The 14,788-nt window shown below is 65.5% G+C and carries 20 protein-coding genes; 7 read left to right on the forward strand and 13 right to left on the reverse strand.

Going from position 1 to position 14,788, the window contains the following annotated elements; translation table 11 throughout:
* Positions 1-97 precede the first annotated feature (97 nt).
* Positions 98-784: a 2,3-diphosphoglycerate-dependent phosphoglycerate mutase gene (gene gpmA / locus KNJ79_RS21920; RefSeq protein WP_089216053.1), complete on the reverse strand. Its 687-nt coding sequence runs from the start codon at positions 782-784 to the stop codon at positions 98-100.
* A 203-nt stretch (positions 785-987) separates the two neighbouring features.
* Here gpmA and KNJ79_RS21925 point away from each other — a divergent pair, with 203 nt between their 5' ends.
* Complete coding sequence (locus KNJ79_RS21925) at positions 988-1,446, forward strand: Hsp20 family protein (RefSeq protein WP_317154021.1); 459 nt, start codon at positions 988-990, stop codon at positions 1,444-1,446.
* A 257-nt stretch (positions 1,447-1,703) separates the two neighbouring features.
* Here KNJ79_RS21925 and KNJ79_RS21930 read toward each other — a convergent pair whose 3' ends face one another.
* From KNJ79_RS21930 to KNJ79_RS21985, 12 genes are all read right to left on the reverse strand, one after another.
* Positions 1,704-2,183: a GNAT family N-acetyltransferase gene (locus KNJ79_RS21930; RefSeq protein ID WP_317154022.1), complete on the reverse strand. Its 480-nt coding sequence runs from the start codon at positions 2,181-2,183 to the stop codon at positions 1,704-1,706.
* The gene (locus KNJ79_RS21935) at positions 2,180-3,289 is read right to left on the reverse strand and encodes a M14 family metallopeptidase (protein ID WP_089216055.1); all 1,110 of its coding nucleotides are present in this window, start codon (positions 3,287-3,289) and stop codon (positions 2,180-2,182) included. Before KNJ79_RS21935 ends, KNJ79_RS21930 begins: the two co-directional genes overlap by 4 nt.
* On the reverse strand, positions 3,286-3,918 hold the full coding sequence (locus tag KNJ79_RS21940) for a DUF4136 domain-containing protein (protein WP_317154023.1): 633 nt from the start codon (positions 3,916-3,918) through the stop codon (positions 3,286-3,288). Before KNJ79_RS21940 ends, KNJ79_RS21935 begins: the two co-directional genes overlap by 4 nt.
* A gap of 63 nt (positions 3,919-3,981) precedes the next feature.
* Positions 3,982-4,656, reverse strand: a complete 675-nt coding sequence (locus tag KNJ79_RS21945) for a cell wall hydrolase (protein WP_317154024.1) — start codon at positions 4,654-4,656, stop codon at positions 3,982-3,984.
* A 194-nt stretch (positions 4,657-4,850) separates the two neighbouring features.
* Positions 4,851-5,189 (reverse strand): DUF1491 family protein, encoded by a 339-nt coding sequence (locus KNJ79_RS21950; protein ID WP_089216058.1) that lies wholly within the window; start codon positions 5,187-5,189, stop codon positions 4,851-4,853.
* A gap of 24 nt (positions 5,190-5,213) precedes the next feature.
* Complete coding sequence (locus KNJ79_RS21955) at positions 5,214-5,678, reverse strand: PTS sugar transporter subunit IIA (RefSeq protein WP_089216059.1); 465 nt, start codon at positions 5,676-5,678, stop codon at positions 5,214-5,216.
* A 153-nt stretch (positions 5,679-5,831) separates the two neighbouring features.
* Complete coding sequence (hpf, locus tag KNJ79_RS21960; RefSeq protein WP_089216060.1) at positions 5,832-6,404, reverse strand: ribosome hibernation-promoting factor, HPF/YfiA family; 573 nt, start codon at positions 6,402-6,404, stop codon at positions 5,832-5,834.
* A gap of 46 nt (positions 6,405-6,450) precedes the next feature.
* Complete coding sequence (dnaQ, locus tag KNJ79_RS21965; RefSeq protein WP_317154025.1) at positions 6,451-7,149, reverse strand: DNA polymerase III subunit epsilon; 699 nt, start codon at positions 7,147-7,149, stop codon at positions 6,451-6,453.
* Between the two features lie 19 nt (positions 7,150-7,168).
* Positions 7,169-7,792, reverse strand: a complete 624-nt coding sequence (gene coaE / locus KNJ79_RS21970) for a dephospho-CoA kinase (RefSeq protein WP_089216062.1) — start codon at positions 7,790-7,792, stop codon at positions 7,169-7,171.
* Positions 7,789-8,604, reverse strand: a complete 816-nt coding sequence (gene aroE, locus KNJ79_RS21975; RefSeq protein WP_317154026.1) for a shikimate dehydrogenase — start codon at positions 8,602-8,604, stop codon at positions 7,789-7,791. The genes coaE and aroE overlap by 4 nt, the downstream gene beginning before the upstream one ends.
* Complete coding sequence (locus KNJ79_RS21980; protein ID WP_089216063.1) at positions 8,601-9,200, reverse strand: Maf family protein; 600 nt, start codon at positions 9,198-9,200, stop codon at positions 8,601-8,603. The genes aroE and KNJ79_RS21980 overlap by 4 nt, the downstream gene beginning before the upstream one ends.
* Positions 9,197-10,009, reverse strand: coding sequence for a pyruvate, water dikinase regulatory protein (locus KNJ79_RS21985; protein WP_089216064.1), 813 nt, complete (start codon positions 10,007-10,009; stop codon positions 9,197-9,199). The genes KNJ79_RS21980 and KNJ79_RS21985 overlap by 4 nt, the downstream gene beginning before the upstream one ends.
* Before the next feature lie 406 nt (positions 10,010-10,415).
* On the opposite strand from KNJ79_RS21985, the gene hemE reads away from it, so the two are divergent.
* The 6 genes from hemE to KNJ79_RS22015 all read left to right on the forward strand — a co-directional run bounded on the left by hemE (position 10,416) and on the right by KNJ79_RS22015 (position 14,785).
* Positions 10,416-11,372 carry a uroporphyrinogen decarboxylase gene (hemE, locus tag KNJ79_RS21990; RefSeq protein WP_317154202.1) on the forward strand — a complete coding sequence of 319 codons (957 nt, stop codon included), beginning with the start codon at positions 10,416-10,418 and terminating at the stop codon, positions 11,370-11,372.
* Positions 11,373-11,392: 20 nt separating this feature from the next.
* Entirely contained in the window at positions 11,393-11,839 is a 447-nt protein-coding gene (locus KNJ79_RS21995; protein WP_317154027.1) for a CopD family protein, read from the forward strand.
* Between the two features lie 199 nt (positions 11,840-12,038).
* Positions 12,039-13,295, forward strand: coding sequence for a transcription termination factor Rho (rho, locus tag KNJ79_RS22000; RefSeq protein WP_089216067.1), 1,257 nt, complete (start codon positions 12,039-12,041; stop codon positions 13,293-13,295).
* 9 nt (positions 13,296-13,304) lie between these two features.
* Positions 13,305-13,598 carry an antibiotic biosynthesis monooxygenase family protein gene (locus tag KNJ79_RS22005; protein WP_089216068.1) on the forward strand — a complete coding sequence of 98 codons (294 nt, stop codon included), beginning with the start codon at positions 13,305-13,307 and terminating at the stop codon, positions 13,596-13,598.
* Positions 13,598-14,320, forward strand: a complete 723-nt coding sequence (locus tag KNJ79_RS22010) for a TerC family protein (protein ID WP_089216069.1) — start codon at positions 13,598-13,600, stop codon at positions 14,318-14,320. Before KNJ79_RS22005 ends, KNJ79_RS22010 begins: the two co-directional genes overlap by 1 nt.
* Positions 14,321-14,383: 63 nt before the next feature.
* A complete protein-coding gene (locus KNJ79_RS22015; RefSeq protein WP_317154028.1) occupies positions 14,384-14,785 on the forward strand; it encodes a DUF1489 family protein in 402 nt (133 codons plus the stop codon).
* Positions 14,786-14,788: the final 3 nt, after the last annotated feature.

Raw genomic sequence — 14,788 nt, forward strand, 5'->3', positions numbered from 1 at the left:
ATCCACCCCGTTCTATGCAAGTCACCGCCCCCGGCAATTTTCTGACATCATGTCGAAAATATGCGAGAACGCAAGGTGAAGGATCGCGAAAGTCCGCTCACCGCTCGCTGAGATAATAGCGTTCGCGCGCGCTGAGATCGTCGGCGAGGTCATAGACGATCGGCTGGCCGGTCGGGATTTCGAGGCCGGTGATGTCGGCGTCCGAAATTCCCGACAGATGCTTGACCAGCGCGCGCAGGCTGTTGCCATGCGCCGAGATCAGCACGGTCTTTCCGGCCCTGAGTTCGGGCGCAATCGCGCTCTCATAATAGGGCAGCACGCGCGCGATCGTGTCTTTCAGGCTCTCGGTCACCGGGATGTCGATGCCGGCGTAGCGCGGGTCGCCCGACAGATCATAAGGCGAGCCCGCCTCGAGCGGCGGCGGCGGGGTGTCGAAGCTGCGGCGCCAGATCCTGACCTGTTCGTCGCCATGTTTCGCCGCCGTCTCGGCCTTGTCGAGGCCGGTGAGCCCGCCATAATGACGCTCGTTGAGCCGCCAGTCCTTGGTCACCGGGAGCCACAGCCGCCCCATCGCCTCGAGCGCGAGGTTCAGCGTCTTGATCGCGCGCGTCTGGACCGAGGTGAAGCAGGTCGTCGGCGCGATCCCCTTTTCCTTCATCAATTCGCCCGCCGCCCACGCCTCGGCCGCGCCCTTTTCGGTGACGTCGACGTCCCACCAGCCGGTGAAGCGGTTTTCGAGATTCCACTGCGACTGGCCGTGACGGATGAGGATGAGCTGCGGCATTGTCTTCCTTCCTGAAAGGGGCGCCCGTACGCGCGATTCGCCGCCCCATAGCGCGCGCGGACGGGGAGGACCACCGCCCCTCTTGAAACGGTTTCAGACGTTACCATTTTTGGTTTTACCCGGTTGCCGAAACGGGACCGGGCGAGGCTGTGGCACATGCCGCCGCCCCATGACTTCGCTTTGGAACAAGGAAGGAATGCATCATGCGTAACAGTTTCGACTGGACCCCCTATCGCCGCTCGACGGTCGGATTCGACCGTTTGTTCGATTTCCTCGAAAACAGCGGCGCGGCGGAAAATTACCCGCCCTTCGACATCGAAAAGATCGCCGACGACCATTTCCGCATCACCGTTGCGGTGGCAGGATTCAAGAATGACGAGATCGACATTACCGCCCAGCAGAACATGCTGACGGTCAGCGGCCGCAAGGCGCCCGCGAAGGAAGGCGAGGAGCGCAAGCTGCTCTATAGCGGTATCGCGACGCGCGCCTTCGAGCGCCGCTTCCAGCTCGCCGACTTCGTCCGCGTCGACAAGGCCGACCTTGCCGACGGGCTGCTCACCATCGACCTGGTGCGCGAAGTGCCCGACGCGATGAAACCGCACAAGATCGCGATCGGCGGCGGCAAGCCCACGCTGGTCGACGACAGCAAGAAAGCGGCCTGAGCCGCCGCGCTTGAACGAACGGGGTCCGGGTCCCTTCCGGACCCCGCTTCTTATTCGGGCGGCGCACGCCATTTTTTCGCACGAAGACACAAAGCCACGAAGAATCCCTGTCACCGATCGCATCTGGCTTGTCGAAGGCCGTTGTCTTCTTTGACGCCGCAAAAAGAAGGACGGTGCTTCGACAAGCTCAGCACAAACGGATTTTGGCGGATTTTGGGCGAATCTTCGTGGCTTCGCGTCTTCGCGCGAAACCTTTTCTAAAGCGTCCGCGTCATGAAGCGGCTGAACGGATCGGGCATATAGTCGCCGAACGGGTCGCATTCCTCGAACCCATAGCGGCGATAGAGCGCGTGTGCGGGTTCGAACGCCGCGCCCGATCCGGTTTCGAGGCTGAGCTTCCCGGCGCCGCGCGCCCTGGCCTCGGCCATGATGTGATCGAGCATCCGCGCCGCGACGCCCTGGCGCAGAAAGGCATCGGCGGTGCGCATCGACTTGATCTCGCCGTGCCGCGCATCGAGCATCTTGAGCGCCCCGCAGCCCGCGAGATCATCGCCGCGATGGATCGACCAGAAGGTGACGCCCGGCCCCTTGAGCCCCTCGAAATCGAGGAAATGACAGCTCTCTGCCGGCGAATTCGCCAGCATCCCAGCAAAATGCGCTTCGAGCAGCGCGCGGATCGGCGTGCCCGACAGATCGTCCTCGACGATCCGCCAGGCCCCATCCGCCTTCGGACTCACAGCATCTGATCCAGCGTCGCGAGGCACGCATGGGCGAGCAGCTTGCAGCGTTCGGGCGACCAGCCCTGTGCCGGGTCGGGCAGGTCGCGATTGTCCTTGAACGGCATTTCGATCGTCATCGACACCGCACCGAAGCGCTCGGCGAGCTGCGTCGTCGACATCGAGAGGTTCGCCTTGCCGGGCGGCGAGGATTCATAGCCGAGCTCGGTCTGGAAATCGGGCGTGTTCGCGGCGAGCGCATTCTGGAAGGCGAGGAACGCTGCCATCTGCTCGTCCTTGAGCGACGGAATGCCCTCGAAGCCGGCAAGGAAGACCGCCGGAATCGCTTCGTCGCCGTGGACGTCCATCGCCCAGTCGACGCCGCTTTCGTCCATGGCATTACGCACGCAGAGCACTTCGGGGCTCCGATCGGGGGTCGGTTCGTGCCATTCGCGGTTGAGGTTCACGCCCGCATAGTTGGTGCGCAGATGGCCGCGGCGCGAGCCGTCGGGATTCATGTTGGGGACGATGTGGAAGCGGCACTTCGCCCGCAGCGCGCGTGCATGCGGATCGGCGGGGTCGGTGAGCTTTTCGAGCGCCCCTTCCATCCACCATTCGGCCATGCTCTCACCCGGATGCTGGCGCGCATAGAGCCAGACCTGCGTGTCGCCGGTGCCCATTTCGAGGCAGTCGATCGGCTGACCTTCGAGGCTGGTGCCGAGACAGCGATAGGTCACGCCCTCGCACCCGGCGACCGACGCGATCAGGTCGTGGTGCCTCTCCATCGAATAGGGCGCAAAATAGGCGATCCACAGGATCGGCGCTTCGGCGGTGTGACGGATCGCCAGCGTGCCGGCTTCATAGCTGGTGTCGAGCCGGAACCAATCTTCGCGGTCATAGCTCGCGCAGGCGGCATAGCCGGGCCAGCCGTCGGGATAGGCCGAGTTCGCCAGCCCCTCGATCGCAAGCTCGAGCGCGTCGCCCACAGCGCAGGCGACGCGGAAATGAAACCATTGATAGAAGTCCGATTCGCGGTCCTTGCGGATCGAAAGACGGGCAGAGGTGCCTTCGAGCGACTCCACGACGATGTTGCCGCTGTCGAAGGCGGCGTTGATGCTGATGGTCATGGGACGGTGATAGTGCGTCCCGATTCGCCGGGAAAGTCCTTGAATAGGGCTTCGGACAATTTCGCCGCCGCGAGCGAGGGCTGCGCCGCGGGCGCCTTTGCCGGAATCGCGGCGAGCGCGCGGCCTTCCCACAGCGCTTGACCGGTCGCGGCATCGTCGATGCGAACGCTGAGGCGCAGATTGTCCATCTCGCGCGGTCCGCCGCCGAGATTGATCCCGACACCCACGCCGAGCCCCGACCCATAGCTGCCGGTCGAGCCGCCGACGCCGACCGACACCGGCGAACGCTTCGCCGCCACGCCGCGATCGGCGCGTTCGAACCCTATGCGCACCTTGAGCGGCGCGGTGCTCGTCGACGCGCCCTCCGCCGGGACGAGGCCCTGAAGCCGGAGCTGGCGTTCGACCGCGGTGCGATAGCTGTCCCATTCGAGCGAGGGCTGGATGCCGCTGGTCATGCCCGTCGTATCGGCGAGCGGAACCTCGTCGATGACGTAGCGCGTGCCGGGCGCCCAGCCCGCGACCGCTTCGCTGTGGAAGCGCGTGACCTCGACCGGCGGGACGGGGGTGGCGCAGGCGGCAAGCGCAAGCGCGGCGGTGCCGAGCAGAACGGCAGGAAGATGACGCATCATGCGGACATGATGCGCCCTCGAAGCTGGCTTGGCAATGAACGGCCCGAAAGCCGTTGTCGCGGATCAGCGATAGAAGATATGATTGTCGATCTGCGCGACGCGCGTCTTACGCCACGCCGGGCGCACATAGCGTGCATGGAAGAAAAGCGCGCCCGGCGCCTTGTTCTTCCAGCTGCCGTCGCGGGCGATCTGTGCGATCGCGAGAGCGCGCGTCCATTGCGCGCTCGATTCGCGAATACGCGGCATCTTGCCGCCGCGCAGGAAGCTGAACTGGCGGCGCTGATGCACCACGCCGCAATAGCTGTCGGGGAAGCGGCCCGATTGGGCGCGGTTGATGATGACGTGCGCGACCGCAAGCTGGCCGGCGAGCGATTCGCCGCGCGATTCGAAATAGACCGCACCGGCAAGGCAGCGCAGTTCGGGATCGACCTCGGCGGGGCGGGGGGTCGCATCGACGAGCGCGGCGAGCGTCGCGGCCGGAACGAACGCCGGCTCGGCGGGCGCGACCGGGGCTTCGGGTTCATCGGCAACAGGGGTTTCGGGATCGACCGGAGCGACATCGGTCGACGGGTCCGCGGTTTCCGTCACCACCGGCGCCTCGGCGCTCGGCAGGGTGATCGCGGGAATATTGGCGTCGGCGCCAAGTCCGGTGGCGAAGCCGGGTTCGGCCAGAAACAGCATGGGAGCCACGGTCAGGGCCACGGCAGCCGCACTGGCAGCGTTCAATATGCGACTCATAATGTCCGTCGAAAGGGCGGCTGATGAACCGGAAACTCAAAGACAGGCGGGGGGTTATGGCCCTGTGCCGCCTGCGGTCATCATCCGACTGCGTGTCCGTTCCGTTTGTCGGAAAATCCCGTCATCGAAGGGACGCCGCGGAACGACCTGCGCGTTGCAAACTGCGGGGCCACTTATTGTGCGCCGCACCAATGTCAAGCCAATAATGCCCACTCGGCGACGAGTTGTGGCGCGTTCGCGATGTCCACCTCTATGATCCAGAGGTCGGGATCGGTCCGGCGCCGCCGCTCGACATAGGCTGCGCGCGCCTCCGAATCGCTGTCATTTTCGGGATCGACGGCCTCCCAGACGTAGCGCCCGCCGGGGGCGAAACGTCGTTCGAGCAGCTGTCCCATGCTGGCACGATCGCGGCATTGGACAAGGATCGTGCCCGCCTGGTCGTCGCCCGCCGCGATGACGGTCGCAAAGCCGCCCGCCGCCTCGGTGCGGCGAATCAACAGATCGACGAGAAAGCGGCTGGTCAGCCGCGCCATGGCAAGGAGCGGCGGTGCGCGGCGTCAGGCCGCGTCACGCGCTTCGCTGTCGACGAGCAACGCATAGAGCGCTTCGTCGTTCTTCGCGCCGCGCAGCCTGTCGGCGACGCTCTCGTTGCGGAGCATCCGCGACACGCCGGCGAGCGCCTTCAGATGATCGGCCCCCGCGTCGAGCGGCGACAGGAGCACGAAAAGGAGGTCGACCGGAAGACCGTCGACCGCCTGAAACTCGATCGGCCGCGCGAGCTGAAGGAAAAGGCCGCGCACGCCGCCGAGGTCGGGCAGCTTCGCATGCGGCAGCGCGATGCCGCGCCCGAAACCCGTCGAACCGAGCCGCTCGCGTTCGAGCAGTGCCTCGGCAACCTCGCCCGAGTCGAGACCGAGCGAGCGCGCCGCGAGATCCCCGATGAACGGGAAAAGCGCCTTTTTCGAATCGATCGGCACATGCGCGCGCACCGTCGCGGGATAGAGGAGGGAAGATAGGTTCATCGATCAGGTCAAATTCTGTCAAAGCAGCGGCGCCCGCCTCCCGGTGCGGGCTCTGGGCGAACGGTCTGGAATCAATGTGGCAGGTTTCGCCACCGCCGGTTCGGGCATCGTTGGGCGCGGCCCTTAGGCCGGATGGCGAAAAAAATCCAGCCCCTATTGCGGCTCGACCCAGCCGATCGTTCCGTCGCGGCGGCGATAGACCATATTGTGCGAGCCCGTCTTGCTGTTCACGAAGAGCAGCGCATTGGTGTCGCGCAGGTCGAGCATCATCACCGCGTCGGACACGCTGCTGGTCGGAATATCGACGCGCGTTTCGGCGATCACCGCCGGCGCGTCGCCCGCATCGTCGTCCTCATTTCCGCCGTCAAAGACGATATAGCTCGCATTGTCCTGGATTTCGTCGATCGTCGGCGACGGTTGTCCGGGGCTGCTGCGATCCTTCAATCGTCGCATATAGCGCCGGAGCTGCTTTTCGATGCGCTCGGCGGCGCCTTCGAAGGCGACATGGGCGTCCTGCGCCTGGCCGTGCCCCTTGAGCACAAGCCCCTGCATCACATGCGCGACGATATCGCACTGAAAACTGTCGTGCGGCCCTTTGCCGAAGGTGGCGTGCGCCCCGATCGCGCGAGAGAAATATTTGTCGGCAATCGCGTTCATCCGGTCCGACACATGCGCCTGCAGCGCTTCGCCGGTTTCGATCTGGTGCCCAGAGACGCGGATTTCCATTTGTCTTCTCCTTCAAGGCCTCAGCGACGGCGGCGGCTGCCGACCGTCACGGACTATCGTGCCACAAAGGCTGGTTCAGCGTGGCCACGAATTCGGCATGACGCGCAAGCTCGGCCGCGGTTGCGGCGTGCGGGCGCGGTTCGCGATAGGGACGGGACGAAACGACGCCGGCCGTCGACGCGGCGACGGGCCTTGACGCCGGCGCCGCTTCGGCGCCGAGGCCGAGCCCGATCTGCCGCCCGCCCGTCATCTCGATATAGAGATGCGCAAGCAATTCGGCGTCGAGCAGCGCGCCGTGCTTGACCCGGTGGCTGCGGTCGATGCCATATCGGGTGCAGAGCGCGTCGAGGCTGTGTTTGGCGCCCGGATGCAGCTTGCGCGCCATCTGGACGGTGCAGCACATGCGGCTCATGTCGAGCGCGGGCCGCCCGGCGCGCACGAGTTCGGCGTTGACGAAGCCGAAGTCGAAAGCGGCATTGTGCGCGACCATCGGCGCATCGCCCAGAAATTCTAGCAGTTCGTCGACGCGGCTGGCGAACAGCGGCTTGTCGGAAAGAAACTGGATCGACAGCCCGTGGACCGCCTCGGCCTCCATCGGCATGTCGCGCTCGGGATTGAAATAGGCGTGGAAATTGCGGCCGGTCTCACGGCGATCGACCAGCTCGATGCATCCGATTTCAACGAGGCGGTCCCCGGCGCGGGGATCAAGGCCCGTGGTTTCGGTATCGAAAATTATCTCTCGCATCGAGGGATTAATCTGGACCTTATCGGGCGCGGAAACAAGAGGCGATGGCACGAATCTGGCGATGCGTCTCGCTTTTCGGGCGGCCGGTTTCGATGACGAAATCGGCGCGCGCGCGCTTCACCCGATCGGGCAGCTGAAGCGCGCGGATCGTCTTGAGCCTGGCGTGCGTCATCCCCGGCCGGCGCAGCACCCGCTTGCGCTGGATCCACAGCGGTGCGGAGACGACGGCGATCGCCCCGACGCGGTGCCAGCCGCCTTTTTCGAACAGGAGCGGAATGTCGAGCACGACGAGCGCCCGCGCGCGGTGCCGCGCCAGAAAGCGCTTCTGCGCGCGGGCGACCGCCGGATGAACGATCCGCTCGAGCGCCGCGAGTTCATATTTGTCGCCGAGCACGCGCGCGCCGAGCTTCTGGCGATCGACGCCCCTGGGTCCCGTCGTGCCGGGAAAGCGCCGCTCGATCGGACCCACGAGCGCGCCCCCGGGGCCCTGCAGCCGGTGGACCTCGGCGTCGGCGTCGAACACCGGAACGCCCTCCCGCTCGAACATCTGCGCCGCGGCCGACTTGCCCATGCCGATCGACCCCGTCAGGCCGAGGATGAAGGGGCGGCGAAGCCGCGAGGCAGGGCGCTTGTAATGCGTCATGCGGTGAGCAGCGCGCGAAGCTCGTCGTCGCGGCCTTCGGGCGGCGCCGCGCCGAAGAACAGCTCGAAGGCGAGCGCCGCCTGCCCGATCAGCATGTCGAGCCCGTCGACGGTCTCGAGCCCGCGCGCCTCGGCGGCGGCGAGCAGGCCGGTCTGAAGCGGCGAATAGACGAGGTCATAGACGATCGCATCGCCGGGTAGCGGCGCGAGGTCGAGATCGAGCGGCGGCTGGCCGCTCATGCCGAGGCTGCTCGCATTGACGAGCAGCGCGGCGGGCGGCAGCGGCGCGTCGAGCGCCAACGCCTCGCCCTTGAGCCCGAAGGCAGCGAGCAGGCCCATCGCCTTCAAGGGCGAGCGGTTGAGGATCGTGACCGACCCGACCTTCGCCCGCGCGAGTGCGAACAGCACCGCCCGCGCCGCGCCCCCTGCGCCGACCACGACGACGGGCGCACCCTCGAGATCGAGTTCGGCGAGCGGCGCAAAAAAGCCCGCCGCGTCGGTGTTGGTGCCGATCAGCCTCCCGTCGGGCTGGCGCACTACCGTGTTCATCGCGCCGATCGTGCCGCGCACGTCGCCCGGATCTTCGACAAGGTCCATCACCGCGGCCTTGTGCGGCATGGTGACATTGCAGCCGCGCCAGTCGGAATCGCCGCGGCGCGCGTCGATATAGGCCGCCAGATCGCCGGGTCTGACGTGATGACGCTCGTAGCGGCCCGTCAGACCGAGCGCTTCGAGCCAGAAATCGTGAATCAGCGGCGATTTCGACTGGGCGATCGGATCGCCGATCACCTCCGCATAGGGAATCCCGCTCATGACCGCGCCAGCCCCGTGGCGCGCAGCCACGCGAGGAGCGGCAGCATCGGCATGCCGACGATGGTCCAGGGATCGCCTTCGACCCGATCGAACAGTTGCACGCCCGCCCCCTCTATCTCGTAACAGCCGACGGTCCAGCGGATGCTGTCCCAGTGGCGTGCGACATAGTCGGCGACGAAGCCGTCCGACAAGGGGCGCATCCACAGCTTCGCCTCGCCGATCGCGCGCCAGACGGGCTTGCCATCCTGTGCGGCGACCACGGCGCTGAACAGCCGGTGGCGCGTGCCGGCCATGCGGCGCAGATGGTCGGCGGCTTCGTCCGGGCTTTCGGGCTTGGCGAGCATCGTTCCGTCATCGAGCGCGAGCGTCGAATCGGCGCCGAGCACGGTGACGCCGGGAAGCCGCGACGAAATCTTCACCGCCTTGGCCTCCGCGAGCGCATCGGCGATGTTACGCGCCGTCTGTCCCTCGGCGCGCAGCGCAGCGGTCAGCGCCTCCTCGTCCACATGCGCCGCGGTGCTTTCGAAATCGAGGCCGGCGGCACGCAGCATCGCCGCGCGCCCGCTGCTCTGCGAAGCGAGGACGAGCCGGGTCATGCCGCGTCGCGATCTTCGACGAGCTTGATCACCGCGGCGGCGGTTTCCTCGATCGAGCGGCGCGTCACGTCGATCACCGGCCAGCTATTGTCGGCGAAGATGCGGCGCGCGAAGGCAAGTTCGCTCTTCACCCGGTCCTCGTCGACATAGGCGGTCTCGGGCGCCTGATTGAGCGACAGCAGCCGGTTGCGGCGAACTTGCACGAGCCGGTCGATGCTCGTGGTCAGCCCGACGACGAGCGGATGTTTCAGATTGTAGAGCGCGTCGGGGGGCGGTGATTCGGGGACGATCGGGATATTCGCGGTCTTGTAACCGCGATTGGCGAGATAGATGCTCGTCGGCGTTTTCGAGGTGCGCGACACGCCCGCAAGGACGATGTCGGCCTGTTCCCAATTGTCCCAGCCGATGCCGTCGTCGTGCGCAACGGTGAACTGGATCGCATCGACGCGCGCGAAATAGGCGGCGTCGAGCGCGTGCTGGCGCCCCGGGCGCGCCTTCGCCTCCTGCCCGAGCATCCGCGACAGCGCATCGGTGACCGCATCGAGCGCCGCGACGGTGGGCAGGTTCAAGGCGCCCGCGCGCCGTTCGAGGCTGACGCGCAGATCGCCGCTGACGAGGGTGAAGAGGATCATGCCCGGGCTCGCCTGCACTTCGGCCATGATCCGATCGAGATGCGATTCCGAACGCACCATCGGCCAGAAGTGGCGCACCACCTCGACATCGTCGAACTGGGCGATCGCCGCCTTGGCGATATTTTCGAGCGTTTCGCCCGTGGAATCGGATATAAGGTGCAGGTGCAGGCGGCTCATCGCCGCACCATGGCGTCGCCGATCCGAAAAAGGCAAGCGACGAAGCGAAATCGGCACCTGTGGATAAAATCCGGCACAAGCCGGGGAGCAAAGGGGGAGGATGGTTTCATCCCCGGCGCTGTCGATTCTACCCCATAGATTGTCCACAGCGCGCGAAACTTATCCACAGGCTGTGAAGAAGGCGAAGAAGAAATGCGACTCCCCGCGGTGGATCGGCCGCAAAGGAGTCAAGCTGTTGGCAAAATCGGTGCCGCGCCCTAAAGCCCGCTTATTCGACCGCCAACAAACCACCACAATCATTCTAATATATAATGATGGAAGAAAGAGGGGCCGCGTGACCGGGTCACCGAAACAGCTGCTGGCTACGTTGCGCGGGGTGCGGCAGGAACGGCCCGCACTGTGGCTGATGCGGCAGGCGGGGCGCTATCTGCCCGAATATCGCGCGCTTCGTGAGACCAGAGGCGGGTTCCTTGAGCTGTGCTACGATCCCGAAGCAGCCGCCGAAGTGACCTTACAGCCGATCCGGCGCTTCGGTTTCGACGGCGCGATTCTTTTTTCGGATATCCTCGTCGTGCCGCACGCATTGGGGCAGGTGCTGTGGTTCGAGGCGGGAGAGGGGCCGCGCCTTGCCCCGCCGCTCGTCGATAGCAGCCTGGCGGCGCTCGAGGCGGCGCCCGAGCGGCTCGAACCGGTCTATGCGACCGTCGCGCGCGTTGCTGCCGCGCTGCCCGAGGCAACGACCTTCCTCGGTTTCGCCGGCAGCCCGTGGACCGTCGCGACCTATATGGTCGCGGGACAGGGGTCGAAGGATCAGGCGGCGGCGCGGCGCATGGCATTCGGCGATCCCGTGGCCTTTGCGGCGATCGTCGACGCGATTACCGATGTCACGATAACCTATCTGTCGTGCCAGATCGAAAATGGCGTCGAGGCGGTGCAGCTGTTCGATAGCTGGGCCGGCAGCCTGAGCCCCGCGCAGTTCGAGCGCTGGGTGATCGCACCCAATGCCGAAATCGTGCGGCGGCTGAAGGCGCTGCATCCCAGCACGCCGGTCATCGGCTTTCCGAAGGGGGCGGGGGGCAAGCTCGCCGCCTATGCGCGCGAAACCGGCGTCGATGCCATCGGGCTCGACGAGACGGTCGATCCCGCCTGGGCCGACGCGGCGCTCCCCGAAAATCTGCCGGTGCAGGGCAATCTCGACCCGCTCGCGCTCGTCGCCGGCGGCGATGCGCTCGATGCCGCGACCGATCGCATCCTTGCAGCTTTCGCGTCGCGGCCCCATATCTTCAACCTCGGCCATGGCATCGTGCCCGATACGGCCGTAGCCCATGTCGAACATCTGGTCCGGCGCGTCCGCGGCGGATAGGCAGCAGACAGGCAGACGAAATGGACTGGACCGGCTTTTTGGGGGCGACGATGCTGTGGGTCAAAGCGGCGCATATCATTTTCGTCATTTTCTTCATCGCCGGCCTGTTCATGATGCCGCGCTTCTTCGTCTATCATCACCAATGCCCGGTCGGGTCGGAAGAAGACAAGAAGTGGATCGAGCGTGAGGATCGGCTGCGCCGGATCATCCTCAATCCGTCAATCATCCTCGTCTGGGTGCTCGGGCTGATGCTCGCCTTCAACGGCGATTATTGGCGCGAAGGCTGGTTCCACGCCAAGATATTCTTCGTGTTGCTGCTTTCGGCTTATCACGGCTGGGCGGTCGGTTATGCGAAGAAGCTCGCGAAGGGCGAGCGGCGCCTCAGCGAAAAGCAGCTGCGGCTGCTCAACGAGATACCGGGGATCGCCGCCGCGATCATCGTGATCCTCGTCGTCGTCCGGCCCTGAGCGCGAGCCCGCTTGGTCGCAGCCCCGATTGACTTGGCTGTGCGCCGGTTATAGGGGCCGATCAACCCCGCATCGCGCGGGCGGCGCACTCCCTTGCGCCGAAGATGTCGAAGCGGCCGTCCCCCGGCCGGACAGGCACCGGCCGGTGCCCTGAATCGAACGAATTTTCCCAATATTTTCTGTAATCCGGACTCCATTCATGCATCTGAAAGAACTCAAGACCAAATCGCCCTCGCAACTCGTCGAAATGGCCGAGGAACTGGGGGTCGAAGGCGCTTCGACGCTGCGCAAGCAGGATCTGATGTTCTCGATCCTCAAGGAACTCGCCGAAGAGGGCGAGGAAATCATCGGATCGGGGACGATCGAGGTGCTGCCCGACAGCTTCGGCTTCCTGCGCAGCCCCGAGGCCAATTATCTTGCCGGTCCCGACGACATCTATGTCTCGCCCAACCAGGTCCGCAAATATGGCCTGCGCACCGGCGACACCGTCGAGGGCGAGATTCGCGCGCCGAAGGACGGCGAGCGCTATTTCGCGCTGACCAAGCTTACGGCGGTCAATTTCGACGATCCCGAAGTCGTCCGCCACCGTGTCAATTTCGACAATCTTACCCCGCTCTATCCGAACCAGAAGCTCTCGCTCGACGCGCTCGACCCGACGGTGAAGGACAAGTCGGCGCGGGTGATCGACCTCGTCAGCCCGCAGGGCAAGGGCCAGCGCGCGCTGATCGTCGCGCCGCCGCGCACCGGCAAGACCGTGCTGCTCCAGAACATCGCCAAGGCGATCACCGACAATCATCCCGAGGTCTATCTGATCGTCCTGTTGATCGACGAGCGCCCCGAGGAGGTCACCGACATGCAGCGCAGCGTCAACGGCGAGGTCGTTTCTTCGACCTTCGACGAGCCCGCGACGCGCCACGTCCAGGTCGCCGAGATGGTGATCGAAAAGGCGAAGCGCCTCGTCGAGCACAAGAAGGATGTCGTGATCCTGCTCGACTCGATCACGCGTCTCGGCCGCGCCTACAACACCGTCGTGCCGTCGTCGGGCAAGGTGCTGACCGGCGGCGTCGACGCCAATGCGCTGCAGCGGCCGAAGCGTTTCTTCGGCGCCGCGCGCAACATCGAGGAGGGCGGGTCGCTGTCGATCATCGCGACCGCGCTGATCGACACCGGCAGCCGCATGGACGAGGTGATCTTCGAGGAATTCAAGGGCACGGGCAACTCGGAAATTGTGCTCGACCGCAAGGTCGCCGACAAGCGCATCTTCCCCGCGCTCGACGTCGGAAAATCGGGGACGCGCAAGGAAGAATTGCTCGTCGAGAAGGACAAGCTGTCGAAAATGTGGGTGCTGCGCCGCATCCTCATGCAGATGGGCACGATCGACGCGATGGAATTCCTGCTCGACAAGATCAAGGATTCGAAGACCAACGAGGATTTCTTCGAGTCGATGAACCAATAGGCCGCGCCGATGGCCGTGATCGAGCATGCCTTGCTGCCGGTCCGGCCGGGAAGCGAAGCCGATTTCGAGGCCGCCTTCGCCGAAGCGCGGCCGCTGATCGCGGCGTCGCCGGGATTCCTCGGGATCGAAATCCGCCGCCCGATCGGAACCGGAGCGCCCTATCTATTGTTGGCAAGATGGCGGTCGGTCGAAGACCATCGCATCGGATTTCGGCAATCGGACCGTTATCGCCAGTGGCGGGCACTGCTGCACCCATTTTATGATCCGGTGCCCGAAGTCAGCTATTTTGGAGACGAGCTTTGATGTTGGATATGTTGACGCAGGTTGCCGCGGCGGCGCAGGGGCCTGCCGGAATCGGCCAGATCTGGTCGCATATTGTCGCCGATTTCTCGAACATCACCGAACCCGCGGCGCTCGCCGCCTTCCTGCAGGTGCTGATGATCGACATCGTGCTCGCGGGCGACAATGCGATCGTCGTCGGCGCGCTCGCCGCGGGGCTCCCCGCCGACCAGCGCAAGAAGGTGATCCTGATCGGCGTGCTCGCGGCGCTCGTGCTGCGTATCGCCTTCGCGCTCGTCGTCACCCAGCTGATGCAGATCGTCGGGCTGATCTTCGTCGGCGGGCTGCTGCTGATCTGGGTCGCGTGGCGGATGTGGCGCGAGCTGCGCCACGCCGGCGAATCGGCGGGTTCGGCGGAAATCGCCGGCGACGAGCATTCGGGTCTGCGCCCGGCGAAAAGTTTCGCCGGCGCCGCCTGGGCGGTCGCGGTCGCCGACGTCAGCATGAGCCTCGACAATGTGCTCGCAGTGGCCGGCGCGGCGCGCGAGCATCCGGGCATATTGATCGTCGGGCTGATCTTCGCGGTCGCGCTGATGGGCGTCGCGGCGAACATCATCGCCAAATATATCGAGCGCTATCGCTGGATCGCCTATATCGGGCTCGCCGTGATCCTGTACGTCGCGGTGAAGATGATCCACGAAGGCTGGGTCGATCCGAGCGTCGGGCTGGGGACGCTGCTCGGTTGAGCGATGGAGCCGTCCGGCGTCGGGCGGCCTTCCTTTTCGCCGCGCGCGCCCCATCTGACAGCCATGCCCCAGCTTCATATGACCCGCGTCGCCGTTGGCTGCCCCGATTATCCGGCGCTTGTGTCGCGTATCGCGTCGCGCGCCGAGCGGGGCGAGGTGCGTTTTCCGACGCGGTTCCGCCCCAAACGCGCCGACGAACTGGTCGGCGGCAAGCTCCATTTCATCGTGCGGCACACGCTGGTCGCGCGCGTTGAAATCTTGCGCTTCGACGATCGCGACGACGGGCGGGTCGACATCGTCTGCCGCGCGGCGCTCGAGCGCATCCACCCGCAGCCGAAGCGTGCGCATCAGGGCTGGCGCTATCTGGACGACGCCGATGCGCCCAAGCGTATCGACGATCAAAGCGGCATCGCCGAGCTGCCGCCGCACCTCTATCGCGAACTGGCCGAACTCAGCCTGATCTAGCGG

The sequence above is a fragment of the Sphingopyxis indica genome (assembly GCF_032879645.1).
In the GTDB taxonomy this organism is placed as follows: Bacteria; Pseudomonadota; Alphaproteobacteria; order Sphingomonadales; family Sphingomonadaceae; genus Sphingopyxis; species Sphingopyxis indica.

Bases quoted from the DNA above. Each gene is read 5' to 3' on its own strand.
- KNJ79_RS21955 (WP_089216059.1), bottom strand. From the start codon at position 5,678: ATGAACCTATCTTCCCTCCTCTATCCCGCGACGGTGCGCGCGCATGTG.
- KNJ79_RS21925 (WP_317154021.1), top strand. From the start codon at position 988: ATGCGTAACAGTTTCGACTGGACCCCCTATCGCCGCTCGACGGTCGGA.
- hpf (WP_089216060.1), bottom strand. From the start codon at position 6,404: ATGGAAATCCGCGTCTCTGGGCACCAGATCGAAACCGGCGAAGCGCTG.
- coaE (WP_089216062.1), bottom strand. From the start codon at position 7,792: ATGACGCATTACAAGCGCCCTGCCTCGCGGCTTCGCCGCCCCTTCATC.
- aroE (WP_317154026.1), bottom strand. From the start codon at position 8,604: ATGAGCGGGATTCCCTATGCGGAGGTGATCGGCGATCCGATCGCCCAG.
- KNJ79_RS22015 (WP_317154028.1), top strand. From the start codon at position 14,384: ATGCCCCAGCTTCATATGACCCGCGTCGCCGTTGGCTGCCCCGATTAT.
- rho (WP_089216067.1), top strand. From the start codon at position 12,039: ATGCATCTGAAAGAACTCAAGACCAAATCGCCCTCGCAACTCGTCGAA.
- KNJ79_RS21945 (WP_317154024.1), bottom strand. From the start codon at position 4,656: ATGAGTCGCATATTGAACGCTGCCAGTGCGGCTGCCGTGGCCCTGACC.
- KNJ79_RS21935 (WP_089216055.1), bottom strand. From the start codon at position 3,289: ATGACCATCAGCATCAACGCCGCCTTCGACAGCGGCAACATCGTCGTG.
- KNJ79_RS21940 (WP_317154023.1), bottom strand. From the start codon at position 3,918: ATGATGCGTCATCTTCCTGCCGTTCTGCTCGGCACCGCCGCGCTTGCG.
- gpmA (WP_089216053.1), bottom strand. From the start codon at position 784: ATGCCGCAGCTCATCCTCATCCGTCACGGCCAGTCGCAGTGGAATCTC.
- KNJ79_RS21985 (WP_089216064.1), bottom strand. From the start codon at position 10,009: ATGAGCCGCCTGCACCTGCACCTTATATCCGATTCCACGGGCGAAACG.
- dnaQ (WP_317154025.1), bottom strand. From the start codon at position 7,149: ATGCGAGAGATAATTTTCGATACCGAAACCACGGGCCTTGATCCCCGC.
- KNJ79_RS22010 (WP_089216069.1), top strand. From the start codon at position 13,598: ATGTTGGATATGTTGACGCAGGTTGCCGCGGCGGCGCAGGGGCCTGCC.
- KNJ79_RS21995 (WP_317154027.1), top strand. From the start codon at position 11,393: ATGGACTGGACCGGCTTTTTGGGGGCGACGATGCTGTGGGTCAAAGCG.
- KNJ79_RS21950 (WP_089216058.1), bottom strand. From the start codon at position 5,189: ATGGCGCGGCTGACCAGCCGCTTTCTCGTCGATCTGTTGATTCGCCGC.
- hemE (WP_317154202.1), top strand. From the start codon at position 10,416: ATGCGGCAGGCGGGGCGCTATCTGCCCGAATATCGCGCGCTTCGTGAG.
- KNJ79_RS21980 (WP_089216063.1), bottom strand. From the start codon at position 9,200: ATGACCCGGCTCGTCCTCGCTTCGCAGAGCAGCGGGCGCGCGGCGATG.
- KNJ79_RS22005 (WP_089216068.1), top strand. From the start codon at position 13,305: ATGGCCGTGATCGAGCATGCCTTGCTGCCGGTCCGGCCGGGAAGCGAA.